13 protein-coding genes are annotated in these 16,985 nt (G+C 71.9%); 5 read left to right on the top strand and 8 right to left on the bottom strand.

Translation table 11 applies throughout. The annotated features are described in order from the left end of the window. The first annotated feature begins 230 nt into the window (after nucleotides 1–230). A complete protein-coding gene (locus ACZ68P_RS32515) occupies nucleotides 231–1,721 on the top strand; it encodes an AI-2E family transporter (protein ID WP_471012548.1) in 1,491 nt (496 codons plus the stop codon). Continuing rightward, a complete protein-coding gene (locus tag ACZ68P_RS32510; RefSeq protein WP_471012546.1) occupies nucleotides 1,718–2,455 on the top strand; it encodes a hypothetical protein in 738 nt (245 codons plus the stop codon). The genes ACZ68P_RS32515 and ACZ68P_RS32510 overlap by 4 nt, the downstream gene beginning before the upstream one ends. A 65-nt stretch (nucleotides 2,456–2,520) precedes the next feature. Here ACZ68P_RS32510 and ACZ68P_RS32505 read toward each other — a convergent pair whose 3' ends face one another. Then, on the bottom strand, nucleotides 2,521–3,054 hold the full coding sequence (locus tag ACZ68P_RS32505) for an alkyl hydroperoxide reductase (RefSeq protein ID WP_471012545.1): 534 nt from the start codon (nucleotides 3,052–3,054) through the stop codon (nucleotides 2,521–2,523). 16 nt (nucleotides 3,055–3,070) lie between these two features. Next, the gene (locus tag ACZ68P_RS32500) at nucleotides 3,071–3,625 is read right to left on the bottom strand and encodes a peroxiredoxin (RefSeq protein ID WP_365714362.1); all 555 of its coding nucleotides are present in this window, start codon (nucleotides 3,623–3,625) and stop codon (nucleotides 3,071–3,073) included. A 134-nt stretch (nucleotides 3,626–3,759) separates the two neighbouring features. Between ACZ68P_RS32500 and ACZ68P_RS32495 the strand changes: the two genes are divergently transcribed. Further along, a complete protein-coding gene (locus ACZ68P_RS32495) occupies nucleotides 3,760–4,722 on the top strand; it encodes a LysR substrate-binding domain-containing protein (protein WP_471012543.1) in 963 nt (320 codons plus the stop codon). Between the two features lie 83 nt (nucleotides 4,723–4,805). Here the strand turns inward: ACZ68P_RS32495 and ACZ68P_RS32490 are convergent, their stop codons facing one another. Genes ACZ68P_RS32490 through ACZ68P_RS32480 form a run of 3 tightly spaced genes read right to left on the bottom strand, consistent with a single transcriptional unit; the run spans nucleotide 4,806 to nucleotide 8,355 of the window. Then, nucleotides 4,806–7,154 carry an FtsX-like permease family protein gene (locus ACZ68P_RS32490; RefSeq protein ID WP_471012542.1) on the bottom strand — a complete coding sequence of 783 codons (2,349 nt, stop codon included), beginning with the start codon at nucleotides 7,152–7,154 and terminating at the stop codon, nucleotides 4,806–4,808. Beyond that, nucleotides 7,151–7,834: an ABC transporter ATP-binding protein gene (locus ACZ68P_RS32485; protein ID WP_471012540.1), complete on the bottom strand. Its 684-nt coding sequence runs from the start codon at nucleotides 7,832–7,834 to the stop codon at nucleotides 7,151–7,153. The genes ACZ68P_RS32490 and ACZ68P_RS32485 overlap by 4 nt, the downstream gene beginning before the upstream one ends. Beyond that, nucleotides 7,831–8,355 (bottom strand): PadR family transcriptional regulator, encoded by a 525-nt coding sequence (locus ACZ68P_RS32480; RefSeq protein WP_471012539.1) that lies wholly within the window; start codon nucleotides 8,353–8,355, stop codon nucleotides 7,831–7,833. The genes ACZ68P_RS32485 and ACZ68P_RS32480 overlap by 4 nt, the downstream gene beginning before the upstream one ends. A gap of 241 nt (nucleotides 8,356–8,596) precedes the next feature. Between ACZ68P_RS32480 and ACZ68P_RS32475 the strand changes: the two genes are divergently transcribed. Then, entirely contained in the window at nucleotides 8,597–10,780 is a 2,184-nt protein-coding gene (locus ACZ68P_RS32475) for a transglycosylase domain-containing protein (protein WP_471012538.1), read from the top strand. A 122-nt stretch (nucleotides 10,781–10,902) separates the two neighbouring features. Here the strand turns inward: ACZ68P_RS32475 and ACZ68P_RS32470 are convergent, their stop codons facing one another. From ACZ68P_RS32470 to ACZ68P_RS32460, 3 genes are all read right to left on the bottom strand, one after another. Next, nucleotides 10,903–12,747, bottom strand: coding sequence for a SpoIIE family protein phosphatase (locus ACZ68P_RS32470; protein WP_471012537.1), 1,845 nt, complete (start codon nucleotides 12,745–12,747; stop codon nucleotides 10,903–10,905). Between the two features lie 289 nt (nucleotides 12,748–13,036). Continuing rightward, complete coding sequence (gene fomD, locus ACZ68P_RS32465) at nucleotides 13,037–13,702, bottom strand: cytidylyl-2-hydroxypropylphosphonate hydrolase (protein WP_471012535.1); 666 nt, start codon at nucleotides 13,700–13,702, stop codon at nucleotides 13,037–13,039. A 108-nt stretch (nucleotides 13,703–13,810) separates the two neighbouring features. Continuing rightward, entirely contained in the window at nucleotides 13,811–15,259 is a 1,449-nt protein-coding gene (locus tag ACZ68P_RS32460; RefSeq protein ID WP_471012534.1) for a class II fumarate hydratase, read from the bottom strand. Between the two features lie 106 nt (nucleotides 15,260–15,365). Between ACZ68P_RS32460 and ACZ68P_RS32455 the strand changes: the two genes are divergently transcribed. Further along, nucleotides 15,366–16,898, top strand: coding sequence for a ricin-type beta-trefoil lectin domain protein (locus ACZ68P_RS32455; protein WP_471012533.1), 1,533 nt, complete (start codon nucleotides 15,366–15,368; stop codon nucleotides 16,896–16,898). Nucleotides 16,899–16,985: the final 87 nt, after the last annotated feature.

Below are 16,985 nucleotides of genomic sequence, written 5' to 3'. Positions count from 1 at the left end.
AGCTACCTCGCCGGTCTCCACCTCCGCGCCGCAATGATCTGGATCGACGACCTGCTCAAGAGCACCCAATGATCACGACATCACACAGGCCCTAGAACCGGCGTCGCAACCTCGTGGAGCCCCTCACCGTCCTACGGTGAGGGGCTCCGTGCGTGCGGGCGTGTAGGTTCGGGGTTCGTCGGGCTCGCCGGGGGTGAGTGGGGGAGTGAGCGGGGGGAAGAGGGAAGGTCATGTCGAGACTGCCAGGATGGCTGGGCCGGCTGGGCGAGAGCCTGAGCCGCATGGGCGAACGCCTTGACGAACGCCGGGCGCGGGCCGAGGCGGACGACGACGACTTGGGCGACCGCGACCACGACCACGACCCCGACCGCCCGTATGGCCCCCCCATCCCCGCCGGCTCCGCCGCCCCAGGCGAGGACGCCGGCCCGAAGGCACCGATTCCGCCGGGCGACGACGACACGGCCGGACCGAAGTCCGCCGACGGCGCCGACTCCGGCCGGTGGCCGGGCCGGCGCGCGCCCGCCCCGCCCGCCGTCCCCGCGCCTCCCGCCTACGCGCCCGCCGTCGCCGCGCGGCCCGAGCCCGCCGACGCCATCCCGTGGGGCATGCGGGTCGCGGCCGAGGCCGGCTGGCGGCTGCTCGTGCTCGCCGGCACGCTGTGGGTGCTGATGAAGGTGATCAGCTCCGTCCGGCTTGTCGTCCTCGCCTTCGTCGCCGCGCTCCTCATCACCGCCCTGCTCCAGCCCACCGTGGCCCGTCTGCGCAAAGCGGGCCTGCCGCGCGGAGTGGCCACCGCCGTCACCGCCGTCTCCGGATTCGTGGTCATGGGGCTGGTCGGCTGGTTCGTGGTCTGGCAGGTCATGGACAACATCGACAACCTCTCCGACCGGGTCAGGGACGGCATCGAGGAGCTCAAGCGCTGGCTGCTCGACTCCCCCTTCCATGTGACCGAGCAGCAGATCAACGAGATCGCGAAGAACCTCAGCGACACCATCGGCGCCAACACCGAGCAGATCACCACCGCCGGACTCCAGGGCGTGACCGTGCTCGTCGAGGCGATCACCGGGATACTGCTCGCCATGTTCTCGACCCTCTTCCTCCTCTACGACGGGAAGAAGGTCTGGAACTGGACACTGAGGCTGCTGCCCGCCCAGGCCCGCCCCGGAGTCGCGGGCGCCGGGCCGCGCGCCTGGCGGACACTGACCGCCTACGTCCGGGGCACGGTCATCGTCGCCCTGATCGACGCCGTTTTCATCGGCCTCGGGCTGTACTTCCTCGACGTCCCGATGGCGGTGCCGCTCGCCGTCTTCATCTTCCTCTTCGCCTTCATCCCGCTCGTCGGCGCCGTCATCTCCGGAGCCCTCGCGTGCGTCGTCGCGCTCGTCACCAACGGGGTCTTCACCGCCCTGATGGTCCTGGTCGTCGTCCTGGCCGTGCAGCAGATCGAGGGCCACGTCCTGCAGCCCTTCATCCTGGGCCGTGCGGTCCGCGTCCATCCGCTCGGCGTCGTCCTCGCGGTCGCGGCCGGCGGGCTGACCGCGGGCATCGGCGGCGCGGTCGTGGCGGTGCCGCTGGTCGCGGTCACCAACACGGCGGTCGGCTACCTCCGCGCGTACAGCACCGAACGGGCCCTGCTCAGCACGCCGGAACCGCGCGGCGCGACGGCGTACGCCGTGGCGCCCACGCCGGCGCCGGGCGCGCGCGACCGGGGTGACGCGTGATCTCCGAACCGGAGCTGGTGGGCGGGACGGCCTTCCCCGCCGGGGAACCCATCCGCCTGGCGCCCCCGGCCGGCGCCCCCGCGGGCGGTGCGCCGACGGCCCGTACGCCCGAACCGGGCGTGCCGGGGCCCCGGCGGCGCTGGCCGTGGGCGCTGGGCGGTGCGCTGCTCGCCTCGGCGGTGTGGGCCGGCGGCCTCTACGCGTACGACCGGTCCCAGGAGGACGGGCCCGACCTCGGCGGATACCGGGCGGTCGAGAACCTCTGCGAGAAGGCCGAGCTCAAGGCGCTCTCGACGGAGCTCGGCAAGAGGTCGGTGGATCCTACGTCGAACGCCCCGACGGCGCGTCACCCCGCCCTCGACAGGGCGCGGTGCACCGTCATCCTGGACTCGCCCGACACCGGCTACTCCGTCGACGTCCAGTACGACCTGCACAGGACGACCGACCCGGGGCCGGAGTTCGAGCCCGGCCTCGGTGACCTCGCGAAGCAGGCCGAGGCCGTGGAGGGCCTGGGGGAACAGGCGTTCGTCCAGAAGCAGCCGGCGGAGTTCTCCGGCGCCTGGATCGCCGTCCTCGACGGTCAGGCGGAGCTGAACATCTGGCTCACCCCGCAGCAGAGCTGGGACCTGGAGAAGAACGAGGCGGTGGAGAGCACACCCAAGGCCGACCTGTCGGGTGTCGAGGCCCTGCTCGTCCAGGACATGAAGGCGCTGATGGCCGCCCTGAAGGAGTGAGGGGCGACGACGGAAGGGCCCGGGGTGCGCACCGCGCCCCGGGCCCTTCCTCGCGTCGTGCGGCCTTACTCGGCCAGCACCGCTTCCGCGTCCAGCGTCACGCCGACCGCCTGGATCACCGAGGCGATCTTGACGGCCTCCTGGATCGTCTCGCGGTCGACACCGGCCTTGCGGAGTACCTGCTCGTGCGAGTCGAGGCACTGGCCGCAGCCGTTGATCGCGGAGACGGCCAGCGACCACAGCTCGAAGTCGACCTTCTCCACGCCCGGGTTGCCGATGACGTTCATCCGCAGACCGGCGCGCAGCGTCCCGTACTCGGGGTCCGACAGCAGGTGCCGGGTCCGGTAGAAGACGTTGTTCATCGCCATGATCGCGGCGGCGGACTTGGCGGCCTGGTACGCCTCGGGCTTGAGGTTGGCCTTGGCCTCCGGCTCCAGCTCGGTCAGCACCTTCGGCGAGCGCGAGGCGATCGCGCAGGCCAGGACGGTGCCCCAGAGCTGCTGCTGCGGCAGCTCGCTGTTGCCGATCACCGAACCGAGGTTCAGCTTCAGGTCCTTGGCGAAGTCCGGTATGGCGGACTTGAGTTCGTCGAGAGCCATGTCAGTTCACCCGTCCTTACTCGCCGGAGAGGAGCGCGACCGGGTCAAGGGTGGTCTCGCCCTTGGTCCAGTTACACGGGCACAGCTCGTCGGTCTGCAGGGCGTCGAGCACCCGCAGGACCTCCTTGGGGTTACGGCCCACGGAGCCGGCGGTCACCATCGTGAACTGGATCTCGTTGTTCTGGTCCACGATGAAGACGGCGCGCTGGGCGAAGCCGTCCTCGCCCTCGACGCCGCAGTCGCGCATCAGCTCGTGCTTGGAGTCCGCGAGCATCGGGAAGGGCAGGTCACGCAGGTCGTCGTGGTCCTTGCGCCAGGCGTGGTGCACGAACTCGGAGTCGCCGGAGACGCCGAGGATCTGCGCGTCGCGGTCGGCGAACTCCTCGTTCAGCTTGCCGAACGCGGCGATCTCGGTGGGGCAGACGAAGGTGAAGTCCTTCGGCCAGAAGAACACCACACGCCACTTGCCCTCGTAGGTCTTGTGGTCGATCTGAGCGAACTCCTTGCCGCTCTCCAGCGACACGCAGGCGGTCAGGTCGTAGGTGGGGAACTGGTCACCGACAGTGAGCACGCGCTCTCCTCGTAGAGGGGGTGGAAGTCCCTTTTGGGGCCTTCCGTGGGGGTTGGACGAGTCACAGCATGGCACGCAGTGCATTGATCAGTGAAATAGCTAGACTGCGGCGTGTTGATTGAAGGTGGTTATCAGTGGGATTCCCGTACACCCCGTACCGAGGCAAGCAGCCCAGCCTTTCCCAGCTCAGGGCGTTCTCGGCGGTCGCCGAGCATCTGCACTTCCGTGACGCGGCGGCGGCGATCGGGATGAGCCAGCCCGCGCTTTCGGGCGCGGTTTCGGCTCTCGAAGAGGCACTCGGTGTCCAGCTCCTCGAGCGTACGACACGGAAGGTGCTGCTCTCGCCCGCCGGGGAGCGGCTCGCGGTGCGCGCCAGGGCCGTCCTGGACGCGGTGTCGGAGCTGATGGAGGAGGCGGAGGCGGCCCAGGCGCCGTTCACCGGGGTGCTGCGGCTCGGCGTGATCCCGACCGTCGCGCCGTATCTGCTGCCCACCGTCCTGCGCCTGGTCCACGAGCGCTATCCGGAGCTCGACCTCCAGGTCCACGAGGAGCAGACGTCCTCGCTCCTGGAGGGCCTCGCGGCGGGGCGCCTCGATCTGCTGCTGCTCGCGGTGCCGCTCGGGGTGCCCGGCGTCACCGAGCTCCCGCTCTTCGACGAGGACTTCGTGCTCGTCACCCCGCAGGGGCACCCGCTGGCCGGCCGCGAGGACATCCCGCGCGAGGCCCTGAAGGAGCTCAACCTGCTGCTTCTCGACGAGGGCCACTGCCTGCGCGACCAGGCCCTCGACATCTGCCGGGAGGCCGGCCGTACGGAGGGGGCGCCCGTCACCACCACCGCCGCGGGCCTGTCCACCCTCGTCCAGTTGGTCGCGGGCGGCCTCGGCGTGACCCTGCTCCCGCGCACCGCGGTGAAGGTGGAGACCGCCCGGGACACCGCCCTGTGCACCGGCCGCTTCACCGACCCGGCGCCCGCGCGGCGGGTCGCCCTCGCCATGCGGACGGGGGCGGCCCGGCACGAGGAGTTCGAGGAGCTGGCGCGCTCGCTGCGGGGTGCGATGAGGCGCCTTCCGGTACGGGTGCTGGGCGCCGGGTCGTGACACCTGCGGTACGCGTGGGGGGCGCCGGTTCCTGAATCCCGACCCGGAACCGACGCCCACGCCTCGCACGCACGGTCGACGGGTTACTCCGTCCGCAGCCCGTCCGCCCGCATCAGACGCCACAGGACCGGCATGCTCAGCAGCGTCACGGCCGCGATCAGCCCGATCCCGACGCCGGCGAAGGGCAGGAAGACCCACCAGTCCAGGACCTCCTGGCCCGTCATCCTCAGCAGGACGGCTCCGAGGCCGAGCCCGCCGGCCACGGCGAGGACGAGACCGAGGGTGATCGGCACCGCCGTCTGCCACAGCACCGACCAGCTCAGCGTGGTGCGCCGGGTGCCGAAGGCGACCAGCGAGGACAGCAGCCGCTTGCGGTCCCTGAGCTGTTCGAGCGTCGTCACCAGAAGCGAGGCCGCCACCAGGAGCATCGTCAGCGTCGAGCCGACGAGGATGCCGGTGCGGACGCTGGCGAACTGCGCGTTCCGCTCGGTGTCCTTCAGTGTGCGGACCCACGACGTCGGGTCGAGCGCCGCGGCCGTGTTCCGTACGTACTCGGCGGCGTCCGGCACGCCCGGGTCGAGCCGCACCATCGCCAGCGCGGCGGGTTCGTCGAGCCGGGACGCGTCGACCGCGGACGGGGTGACGAGGAGCCCGAACTCGTACCTGCCCGTCGGGTCGGGCCGGGAGTCGACGGTCCGCGCGGTGGTCGGGATCCGCCACCGGGGGAGCGTGCCCTTGTGTACCTCCGGATCCCGCAGGACGACCGTGGCGCCCGGCCTCGCGATCCGGGTGACCCGGCTGTCGGGCGGCGCTCCCTGGGCGCCGTGCGCGAGGGCGATGAAGACGTCGCCGTCCGTGCAGGAGGGCAGCGTCGCGTACTCGCGCAGGGAGGCGCAGTCGCCGACCTTGACCGAGGTCAGCGGGGCGTACGACTCGCCCGCCTCCAGGGGTCCCGGCCGCCACACGTACGACGTGATCGTGCCGGAGACACCGCTGACGCCCTCGGTCCGCGAGAAGCGGGCGATCATCTCCCCGGCCTCGTCGCCGTCGCTCGCCTCGGTCTCGGCCACGATCTGGGCCCGCGTGACGTCCTCGCCCGTGGCCAGCGTGAAGTCGTCCTCCATCGCCTGGAAGAGCATCTGGAGCGCGATCGCGCCGGCCGCCGCGACGACGATGCCGCTGACGGCGCGGGCGGCCGTACCGCTGCTCAGCTGAAGCCTGCGGACGGCCAGCTGCCAGGAGACGGGCCCTCCGCGCAGCCGCTTCACGCCCGCCTCGACGAGCCATGGCAGCAGAGTGGTCAGGCCGGTCAGGCAGAGGGTGACACCGGTCGTGACCCCGACGGTGTCGACCGCGGTCCGCGCCGCGTCGACCTCTCCGAAGAGCGGGACGAGCAGGGCCGCGCCCGCCGCCACGAGCAGCAGCCGCCACCACAGCCGGCGGCGGCGCGGCGCGGCCGACCGGACGACGCCGAGCGGCTCGATCCCCACCCCGCGCAGGGCGACGAGGGTGACCGCGACCGAGGCCGCCGGCACCACGGCGAGGACGAGCGCGGCCAGGGCCGGCATCGGCACGACGTCGGACGGGAAGGCGTTGACGTCCCAGATGGTGACCGTCCCCGCGAACTGCCGGGCCACCGCAAAGAGCCCGGCGCCGACCGCGAGGCCCAGGAGCGCCCCGGCGAGGGACTCCCCGGCGGCGATCCGCCGGGTCATGGCCGTGTCCGCGCCGACGAGGCGGAGCGCCGCGAGCCGGCGGTCGCGCTGTTCGCCGCCGAAGCGGACGGCGGTCGCGATGAAGACGAGCACCGGGAGCAGCAGGACGACGCAGGCGACGAGGACGAGGAGGATCAGGAACGCGTTGAACGGTTCCGCGGGCACCGACCAGCCGTAGCGCGACCCGCGTCCGTCGTAGTTGTCGGTGGTGAGGAAGCCGACGTGGGCGACGTAGCGCAGTTCGGCCGGGCCGATCAGGCCGGGGTCGCCGATCGTCCCGACGGCCCGGTAGGGGACCCGTTCCTTGAGGAGGGCCCCCTCGGGGGAGTCGAGCAGCTCGCGCAGCGCGGGCGAGACCAGCATCTCGCCCCGCGCGGGCAGCTTCGCCGTGCCGGGCGGCAGAGGGGTCCTCGTGCCCTCGGGGCGCAGCAGGAGCCCGGTGACGGTGTCGCCCCGGTAGAGCGTGGTCTGCCCGAGGTGGAGGAAGGTGTCGGGGCGGGGGCCGGTCTCCTGCTCGCTGCCGTCGACGGAACGGGTCGCCTCGCGCACCTCCCGCTGGAAGAGCATGCCCGGCAGGGAGGCGGCGGTGAGCAGCAGGGCCACGCCGAAGCCGACACCGAGCGCGGTCAGGAGGGTGCGGAACAGGCCCGAGCGGCCCCCGGTGACCGCGAACCGCGCGCCGAGGGCCAGGTCGTGGGCCCACGTGCGCGGACTCATACCGCCCACTCCGTGTCCCGCACCGCGCCGTCGCGGACGACGACCTCGCGGTCGGAGTAGGCCGCGACGCGGGCCTCGTGGGTGACGAGGACGACGGCGGTGCCGGTGTCCCGGGCCGCGTCGGTGAGCAGTTCCATGACGCGTTCGCCGTTGAGCGAGTCGAGGGCGCCGGTCGGCTCGTCGGCGAAGACGACGCGCGGGGAGCCGACGAGGGCGCGGGCGACCGCGACCCGCTGGCCCTGGCCGCCGGATATCTCGCCGGGACGCTTGGCGGCGACGTCGTCGACCTCCAGACGGGTCAGCCACTCCCGGGCCCTGGCCTCGGCGGCCCGGCGTCGCTCGCCGTTCAGCCGCAGCGGGAGGGCGACGTTCTCGACGCAGCTCAGCTCGGGCACCAGCTGCCCGAACTGGAAGACGAAGCCGAAGTCGGTGCGCCGCAGGCGGCTGCGTTCGGCGTCGGAGAGGGTGGTGAGTTCGCGCCCGTCGTAGGTGACGGTGCCGGCGTCCGGCCGGACGATCCCCGCGAGGCAGTGCAGCAGGGTCGACTTGCCGGAGCCGGAGGGACCCATCACGGCGACGACCTCGCCGGCCCGGACGGCGAAGTCCGCTCCGGAGAGCGCGGGGGTCGGACCGTAGGCCTTGTCGAGGCCCTCGGCGCGGAGCAGGGGAGCGGTGGTCATCGGCGGATCTCCTCGGCGAGCCGGTCGAGACGGGCGGCGGTCAGCTCCAGCCAGCGCAGGTCGGCTTCGAGGTGGAACAGCGCGTGGTCGCAGATCAGCTGGTCGGCGAGGTCGCCGCCCTTCTTGCGCCGGGTGAGGTCGCGCATCAGCCGCAGGTGCTCGGCCCGCTGCACGTCGAGGAGGCCGGCCGCGCCGCGCCCGGTCAGCAGGGCGAGGACGACCTTGGTGTAGAGCGTGGACTGGAGGTACGGCTCCGGCTTCTCGGGCTGCGCCAGCCAGCGCTCGACATCGGTGATGCCGGCCTCCGTGATGGCGTACCGCTTCCGCTCCGGGCCGCCGCCGGCCTCGACGCCGTCCACCACGACCAGCCCGTTCCTCAGCAATCGGGACATGGTCGAGTAGACCTGCCCGTAGTGGAGGGGCCGGTCGTGGCCGAATCTCTCGTCGAAGGCGCGCTTGAGGTCGTAGCCGTGGCGCGGACCGGACTCCAGGAGCCCCAGAAGGGTGTGACCGATGGACATGCCGGTCACTGTACACCCGGTGTATACGCACGGTGTATACCGCCAACGGGGCAGCGTGTGACCGGTGTCGCACAACCATCGCCGTCTCTGGCGCGTCGGTTCCCGTGGAGACAGGTGCTGATTCTCACGTCCGGAAAGACCGGATCGATTGCCCTTTGTCTGCATGAGCGGTGTTAGCTTGCTGAGCTGATTCGGCGCGGACGCCGGGACCGGAACGACGACGAGCGGAGCGACGACGCACATGGGCCGAGCGGACAAACGCCAGGGAAAGAGCGGGCGGATACGCCGTCTCTTCACCTGGAGGAAACTCCTGGGCACGTTCCTCGTCGGCTGCCTGCTCGTCCTGGGAGCCTTCTACGCCGTCTATCTGCTGGTCCCGGTGCCCGTCGCCAACGCCCAGGCCACCATGCAGAGCAACGTCTACAAGTACGCCAACGGCAAGGTCCTCGCCCGTACCGGTGAGGTCAACCGGGAGATCGTCGGCCTGGAGAAGATCCCGACAGGCGTCCAGAAGGCCTTCGTCGCCGCGGAGAACAAGACCTTCTACAAGGACCTCGGGGTCGACATCAAGGGCACCGCCCGCGCCGCCCTGAACACCGTCACCGGCAAGGGCAAGCAGGGTGGCTCGACCATCACCCAGCAGTACGTCAAGAACTACTACCTGGACCAGGACCAGACGGTCACCCGCAAGCTCAAGGAGATGGTGATCGCCCTCAAGGTCGACCAGCGCATGGAGAAGAGCGAGATCCTCGCCGGCTACATGAACACCAGCTACTACGGACGCGGCGCCTACGGCATCCAGGCCGCCGCCCAGTCGTACTACGGTGTCGACGCCTCCAAGCTGACCGTCGCCCAGGGCGCCTACCTCGCCTCCCTGCTCCAGGCCCCCAACCAGTACGACTGGACCTCCGCCACCCCCACCGGCCGCAAGCTGGTCGAGGAGCGCTGGAACTACACCCTCGACAACATGGTCGAGGAGGGCTGGCTGCCGCAGACCGAGCGCGCGGGCCTGACGTTCCCCGTCCCCCAGAAGCCCAAGCCCGCCCCCGGCATGGAGGGCCAGACCGGCTACCTCGTCGAGGCCGCCAACCAGGAGCTGATGCGCCAGGGCATCAGCGAGGGCGACATCAGGGCCGGCGGCTGGACGATCACCCTCAACATCGACGAGAAGAAGCAGAAGTCGCTGGTCAAGGCGGTCGAGCGGCAGCTGGAGGACAAGCTCGACCGCAAGGACGACAAGAAGGACGCCACCGTCCAGGCCGGCGCCACCTCGGTCGACCCGAAGACCGGCAAGGTCCTCGCCCTCTACGGCGGCGTCGGCGCCACCGAGCACTGGATGTCCAACGCCACCCGGCGCGACTACCAGCCCGCCTCCACGTTCAAGCCGATCGTGCTCGCCTCCGCCCTGGAGAACGGCGCCGAGACCCAGGACGGCCGGAAGATCGGCCTCGGCACCGTCTACGACGGCACCAGCAAGCGGCCCGTCGAGGGCAGCGACGTGCCGTTCAACCCGGAGAACGAGGACAACAGGAGCTACGGCCCCGTCACCGTCCAGAAGGCCACCAACAGCTCGATCAACTCGGTGTACGCCCAGATGATCGTCGACGTCGGCCCCGGCAACGTGAAGAAGACCGCGCTCGACCTCGGCCTGCGCGACAGCCCCGACTTCGTCGAGAGCCCCGCGATGTCGCTCGGCACCATGGGCGCCTCCACCTGGGACATGGCCGCCGCCTACGCGACCCTCGACAACCACGGCGTGAAGGTCACCCCGACCATCGTGAAGTCCGCCGCGCACAAGGACCGCGAGGCCGAGCCGGTCAAGGCGATCGGCGAGCGGATCCTCAGCCGCGAGGCCGCCGACACCGTCACCAAGGCGATGACCGGCGTCGTCTCCAGCGGCTCCGGCTTCCGCGCCGCCGGCGACTACGCGGCGGCCGGCAAGACCGGCACCTCGGAGAACAACCGCTCCGCCTGGTTCGTCGGCTACACCCCCGAACTGGTCACCGCCGTCGGCCTCTTCGGCGAGGACCCCAAGGGCGGCCAGGTCACCCTGACCGACACGATCAACCCCGGCCGCGCCAACGGCGGCCGCACCCCCGCCCAGATCTGGGGCGCCTACACCACCGGCGCGCTCGGCGGCGGCTCGGACACCCCGTTCGATCTGGAGACCGGCGACTCGGGCGTCGTCGCCCCGGAGCCCACGCCGTCCCGGACGACCGAGTCCCCGACGCCGACGCCGCCCGCCACGCCGGACACCGACACCCCGGACCCGACCCCGCCGCCGACGCCGACCGCGACGACCCCGCCGCAGCCGACCCGGACGACCACGACGCCGCCGAAGCCGACGCCGTCGACGACGGACGCGACGATCGAACCGCCGGACGGGGGCGGGGAGGACGCCGAGCGCCCGTTCCAGTTCCAGTGACCGGGTGACGACATGACGAAGGCCGGACCCCCGGGGGCCCGGCCTTCGTCATGTACGAGCCCCGTGTACGGGAGCACCGCGTGCGAGAGCCCCGCACGCACCGCGCCGCGGACCTCGCGGTCCTACGGGCGCGTGGCCAGCTCGAACCAGACGACCTTGCCGCCCGAGAGCCGCGTCGCCCCCCACCGCCGGGCCAGCCGGTTCACCAGGAACAGCCCCCGGCCGCCCTCGTCGGTGTCCCGCGCCCGCCGCTGCCGGGGCAGCTGCGGCGAGTCGTCGCCGACCTCGCAGCGCAGCACGTCGGTCCGCAGCAGCCGCAGGGTCACCGGCCGCTCCGCGTACCGCACCGCGTTCGTCACGACCTCACTGATCAGCAGCTCCACCGAGTCCGAGAGCTCCTCCAGGTCCCAGCGCGCCAGCGCCCGCCGCGCGAGCCGCCTGGCCCGCCCCGGAGCCGCGTCCTCCGGCTCCAGGAACCAGTACGCCACGTCGCTGGGCGCGATCCCGTCGAAACGGGCCGCGAGCAGCGCGATGTCGTCGTCCCGGTCGCCCGGGCCGAGCATGTCGAGGACGTCGTCGCAGAGCGCCTCCAGCGGAGGCGAATGGTCGGGCCCGGTCAACTGCGCCGTCGCCGCCAGCCGCTCGCGCAGCTGCTCGATCCCGGTCCACACGTCCCGCAGCCGGGACTCCACCAGCCCGTCCGTGTACAGCAGCAGCGTCGCGCCCGCCGGGGCGTCCAGCTCGACCGCCTCGAAGTCCACCCCGCCCACGCCGATCGGAGCGCCCGGGGGAACCCGGAGCACCTCCGCGCGGCCGCCGAGGTGGAGCAGTATGGGCGGCGGATGGCCCGCGTTGGCGATCGTGATCCGGTGCGAGACCGGGTCGTACACCGCGTACATGCAGGTCGCCATCCGGTCCTGGCCGAGCCGCTGGGCCTGCTCGTCCAGGTGGTGCAGAACCTCCTGCGGCGGCAGATCGAGACCCGCCAGGGTCTGCGCGGTCGTGCGCAGCTGCCCCATGATCGCGGCGGAGGTCATGGAGTGCCCCATGACGTCGCCCACGACCAGCGCCACCCGGCTGCCGGGCAGCGGGATCGCGTCGTACCAGTCACCGCCCACCCGGGCCGTCTCGGCGGCGGGGAGGTAGCGGGAGGCGAGCTTCACACCGGTCGGCTGCGGCAGCGAGTCCGGCAGCATCGTGCGCTGGAGCTCGTCCGCGATGTACGCCTCACGGCCGTAGAGCACGGCCTTGTCGATGCCGAGCGCCGTGTGCGTCGCCAACTGGGCGGCGACCAGGAGGTCGTTCGGCTCGAAGCCCGGACGCTCGGGGCGGCGCAGGAAGACCGCGGCCCCGATGACCCGGCGCCGGCCGCGCAAGGGCGCGAGGATCGCCCGGTGCCCGCCGGGCACCGGGTGGTCGGAGCCGAGCAGCTCGGGCAGCGCGGCCCGGGCGGCCGCGGAGTCGCCGAAGACCGGCCGGACCCCGCGCAGCACCTCGGCGAGGGCGCCGCCGGAGCGCACCTCGCACAGCTCCGCCGCGGGGGTCGGGTCCGGATCGGGGACGAGGACCAGCTCCTCGCCCTCCAGGTCCGTTAAGCGCAGCCGGTCGGTGCGGCGCAGCCGCAGCACGAACGGCGCGACCGGCCGCTCGTCGCCCACCGGGAGAGGGTCGCGCAGATAGACCAGGATCACGTCGGAGAAGGTCGGCACGGTGGCCCGGCACAGGCCGAGCACGATCTCGTCCAGGTCTATGCCGCGCGCGATCCGCCGGGTCGCCGCGCCCACGAACCGCAGCCGGTCACCCTCGCGCCGCGAGGCGGCACCGTCCTGCGCCCCTCCGCCGCCGCCGGGCGCGGGCACCGCGACGGCCGCGGCCGCCGTCGCCGCTTCCTGGCGGGGGCGGGTGCGTTCCTGCGACCGGGCAGCCAGCGGCTGGCGGCCTTCGTGGGAGGTGGGATGCTCCGTCACGCGTGGGATTCCGTCCGTCCGGGCCGGTGGTGCGATGCACTCGCTCTTCTCGCCGATGCCGCGCCTTCACCGGGGATAAACCCCTGGCGGGTACTGGATCCGAAGACCCCGCGAGCAGCGGCCGCGGCAGGGGTCGCGTCACCCGGGCGCACGTCCGGCACGGCTCTCCCCCTCCTGGATGACTTACGGTCAGGTCCTGCGCTGTGCTCAGTGGTTGACACGGCGTTCGGTTGATCACGTCTTGCGGAGGACGATCCTACGTTTGCACCCCGGGGGCGCATCAAGGGTCTCACGGTGCGGTGTGCGCCGGGGTGCGATCCCAGTCCGACGGAAGCTCGGGCACCTGCCAGCGCGGATCCGGACGCCAGTCCTCCCAGCCGTCCGAGAACGGCGCGCCCCACGCCCGGATCAGGTCGACGGCGGCCCGGCCCGCCTCGCGGACCCGCGCGGCCTGCGCGGCGTCCATCAGACCGGCCCGCTGGGCCTGGGCGAACTCGTCCTCGTCCCGCCACAGCCAGCTGCGGTCCGGATAGACGGAGATGTCGAGGAAGTGGTCCTCGGAGTCGATGCCGCCGGACCAGCGGGTGCGGGGCTCCTCGAGGTTCACGTACCAGCTGCGGAACTGCCAGCCGCGGTCCCAGAACAGCCAGACCGACCACGGGTCGGCGGGTCTGGCCAGCTTCAGCACGCCCGTGCCGAACCAGCGCGAGCGGGTGGTGGTGCGCGGGGCGGTGTAGCGGGTGGCGAGGGGCTCCTCGTGGACGGGGGTCCCGTCGGTGAGCACCGGTTTGACGCACTCCGTGCCGGGCGCCATCCAGACGGCGAGCAGCTCGGAGGTGTCCTGGACGACGGTCACCGGCCGGCAGATGTGCACAGCGCCGGAGCCGTTGCCGCGGTAGCGCCAGAGGATGTGCTCCCCCGGCGCCCAGTGCTGGGGGCCGCCCGATCCTGTCATGCGCAGATCTTAGGGGCGAGCCCCCGGCACCGCTGCGGCACAGGTCACGGATGAGTCAGATACGGCTGGGCCGGTTTCAACGGATCCGCGGACCTGCCCGGACACGGCCTAGGGGCGCGTCATGCGCAGGACGTCGAGGGCCTCGTCGAGCTGCTCGACGGTCAGGTCGCCGCGCTCGACGTACCCGCCGGCCAGGACGACCTCGCGGATCGTCCTCCGCTCGGCCAGGGACTTCTTGGCGACCTTGGCCGCCTCCTCGTAGCCGATGTACTTGTTCAGCGGCGTGACGACGGAGGGCGAGGACTCGGCGTACTCCCTGGCCCGCTCGACGTTGGCGGTGATGCCGTCGACCGTACGGTCCGCCAGCAGCCGGGCGGCGTTGGACAGGAGCCGGACCGACTCCAGGAGGTTCTTCGCGATCACCGGGAGCATCACGTTGAGCTCGAAGTTCCCGGCCGCGCCCGCCACCGCCACCGTGGTGTCGTTTCCGGTCACCTGCGCGGCGACCATCAGGACCGCCTCGGGAATGACCGGATTCACCTTGCCCGGCATGATCGAGGAGCCGGGCTGGAGGTCGGGCAGATTGATCTCCGCCAGGCCGGTGCGCGGCCCGGACGCCATCCAGCGCAGATCGTTGGAGATCTTGGTGAGGGAGACGGCGATCGTCCTGAGCTGGCCGGACGTCTCCACCAGGCCGTCCCGGGCGCCCTGCGCCTCGAAGTGGTCGCGGGCCTCGGTGAGGGGGAGGCCGGTGGCGCGGGCGACCTCGGCGATGACCGCGGCCGAGAAGCCGGGTGGCGTGTTGATGCCGGTGCCCACGGCCGTACCGCCGAGGGGCAGTTCGGCGAGGCGCGGCAGGGCGGACTCCAGCCGCTCGATCCCGTACCTGACCTGGGCGGCGTAGCCCCCGAACTCCTGACCCAGGGTCACCGGGGTGGCGTCCATCAGGTGGGTGCGGCCGGACTTCACCACGTCCGCGAATTCGGCCGATTTCCGCTCCAGGGAGGCGGCCAGATGACCGAGGGCCGGGATCAGATCGCGGGTGACGGCGGCGGTCGCGGCAATGTGGATCGAGGAGGGGAAGACGTCGTTGGACGACTGGGACGCGTTCACGTGGTCGTTGGGATGGACGGCCCGGCCCTCCGGGAGGCGCTCGCCGGCCAGGGTGGCGAGCACCTCGTTGGTGTTCATGTTGGAGGAGGTGCCCGAGCCGGTCTGGAAGACGTCGACCGGGAAGTGGTCGTCCCACCGCCCCTCGGCCACCTCGGCCGCGGCGTCCTGGACGGCCCGCGCGATGTCCTCGTCGATCACGCCGAGTTCGGCGTTCACCTTGGCGGCGGCCGCCTTGATCCGGGCGAGGGCCTCGATGTGGGTGCGTTCGAGGCGCTGCCCGGAGATGGGGAAGTTCTCCACCGCCCGCTGGGTCTGGGCGCGCCACTTGGCGTGGGCGGGGACCCGCACCTCGCCCATGGAGTCGTGCTCGATCCGGAAGCCCGCCCGGGGGTCGTCCCGGACGTCGTCCCGGAAGTTTTCCCGGTTGTCACTCGTGTCACTCATGTTTCCCAACCTCCTGTAAAAGCTGAGCACTTGTCTTGTTCCGCCTATTCCCAACGCGCGTACCGACCAGTAGAAACCGTGGGTAACCCCACCTCCAGGAGGCGCAATGAGGCGCACCAGGCTCAGACTCCGCCGGACGATCGCCGCCACGGCCGTGGCCGCCGCGGCCTTCGGAACCATGGCAGCCGCGGCACCCGCCGGCGCGGCCGACACGACCGACGGCACCGCCCGCGTCGCATCCGTACCGCTCCCGCCCGAACTGGAGGCCATCCGCGCCGCCGAGGCCACCAGGATCTACGGCGACCCCGCCGAGCGCCCCCTCGCCGACCGCAGGACCGGCCTGATCTCCCTCGGCGACAGCGAGATCTCCGGGGAGGGCGTCGGCACCTACGAACCGCCGACCAACGGCCCCACCAACTGGTGCCACCGCTCGCCCGACGCCGCCATCCACCGCACCGGCATCCCCGCGGACCTCACGTTCAACGTGTCCTGCTCCGGCGCCTACAGCGGCAACATCAGGATCGGCGGCTCGAAGCAGTACGCCGACGAACTCGTCCAGAGCGACAACCTCGCCATCAAGGCCCGCAACACCCGCGTCAAGATGGTGCTCCTCGTCGCCGGGGCCAACGACGACCTGCAGTTCGGCCCGGTGATGACGGACTGCGTCACGCGGTACCTGACGCTCCAGGGCGCCTGTGAACCCACGTACGCCCCCGGATGGCAGGCCCGCGTCGACGCGCTCGTCCCCAAGGTCGAGCAGACCGTGCGCGACCTGAGGACCGTGATGCGCGACGCCGGATACACCGACGGCGACTACAAGCTCGTCGTCATGGGCTACCCCAGCCCCATCGGCCCCGACTTCCGCGACAACCCGAACTTCCCCGGCAAGCTCGCCTGCGGAGGACTCGGCTACGACTCCGACACCGTCTGGGGCCGCAACACCGCCGTGCCCGCCTTCCAGCGCGGCATGCGCAAGGCCGCCGCGAACACCGGCGCCACCTACCTCGACAACTCCCGGCTCTTCCACGGCCACGAGGTCTGCACGGAGGACCCCTGGGCCCGCGGCCTCTACATCGACCTCTCCAAGCCCGGCACCCCGGACGAGAACTCCGTCCGGCAGTCCTTCCACCCCAACGCCCGCGGTCACGCCGCCTTCGCCTCCTGCCTCACGCAGCTGTACCACTCCGGCCTGCGCGAAGCCGGATGCGCGGACGTGTCCTCGACCGGGAAGGCCACCCTCTTCCCGTACGCCTGGGACGACGTCTACAAGCCGCTGCGGAACGCCGCCACGGGCAACTGCGCCGACGTCAACGCCTCGACCAGCGCCAATGGCACCGGAGTCCTCGGCTGGGACTGCCACGGCGGACGCAACCAGGGGTGGTGGTACGACTCCGCACGCTCCACCTTCCACACGGAACTGACCCAGGACCGCTGCCTGGACGTACCGGGCGCGAAGTACCAGGCCGGCACGGCGGTCGTCCTCTGGAACTGCTCGGGCGCGGCGAACCAGCGGTTCGTACGGGACGGGGCCACGATCCGTCCGGCGGCCGCGACGGGGCTGTGCCTGACCCAGTCGGCCGCGAAGGAGCCGCTGCGGCTCCGGGACTGCGACGGCTCGGCGAACCAGCGGTTCGCGTAGGTCGTACGGGGGGCGCGGCTCGTGCGGGGCGTGGGTCCCGTGCGGGGCGCGTGGCTCGCGGGGCGCGTGGCTCGCGAGCCGAGGCCC

The sequence above is a fragment of the Streptomyces sp. NPDC036822 genome (assembly GCF_055609145.1).
This window is presented reverse-complemented; position numbering and strand designations above follow the sequence as displayed.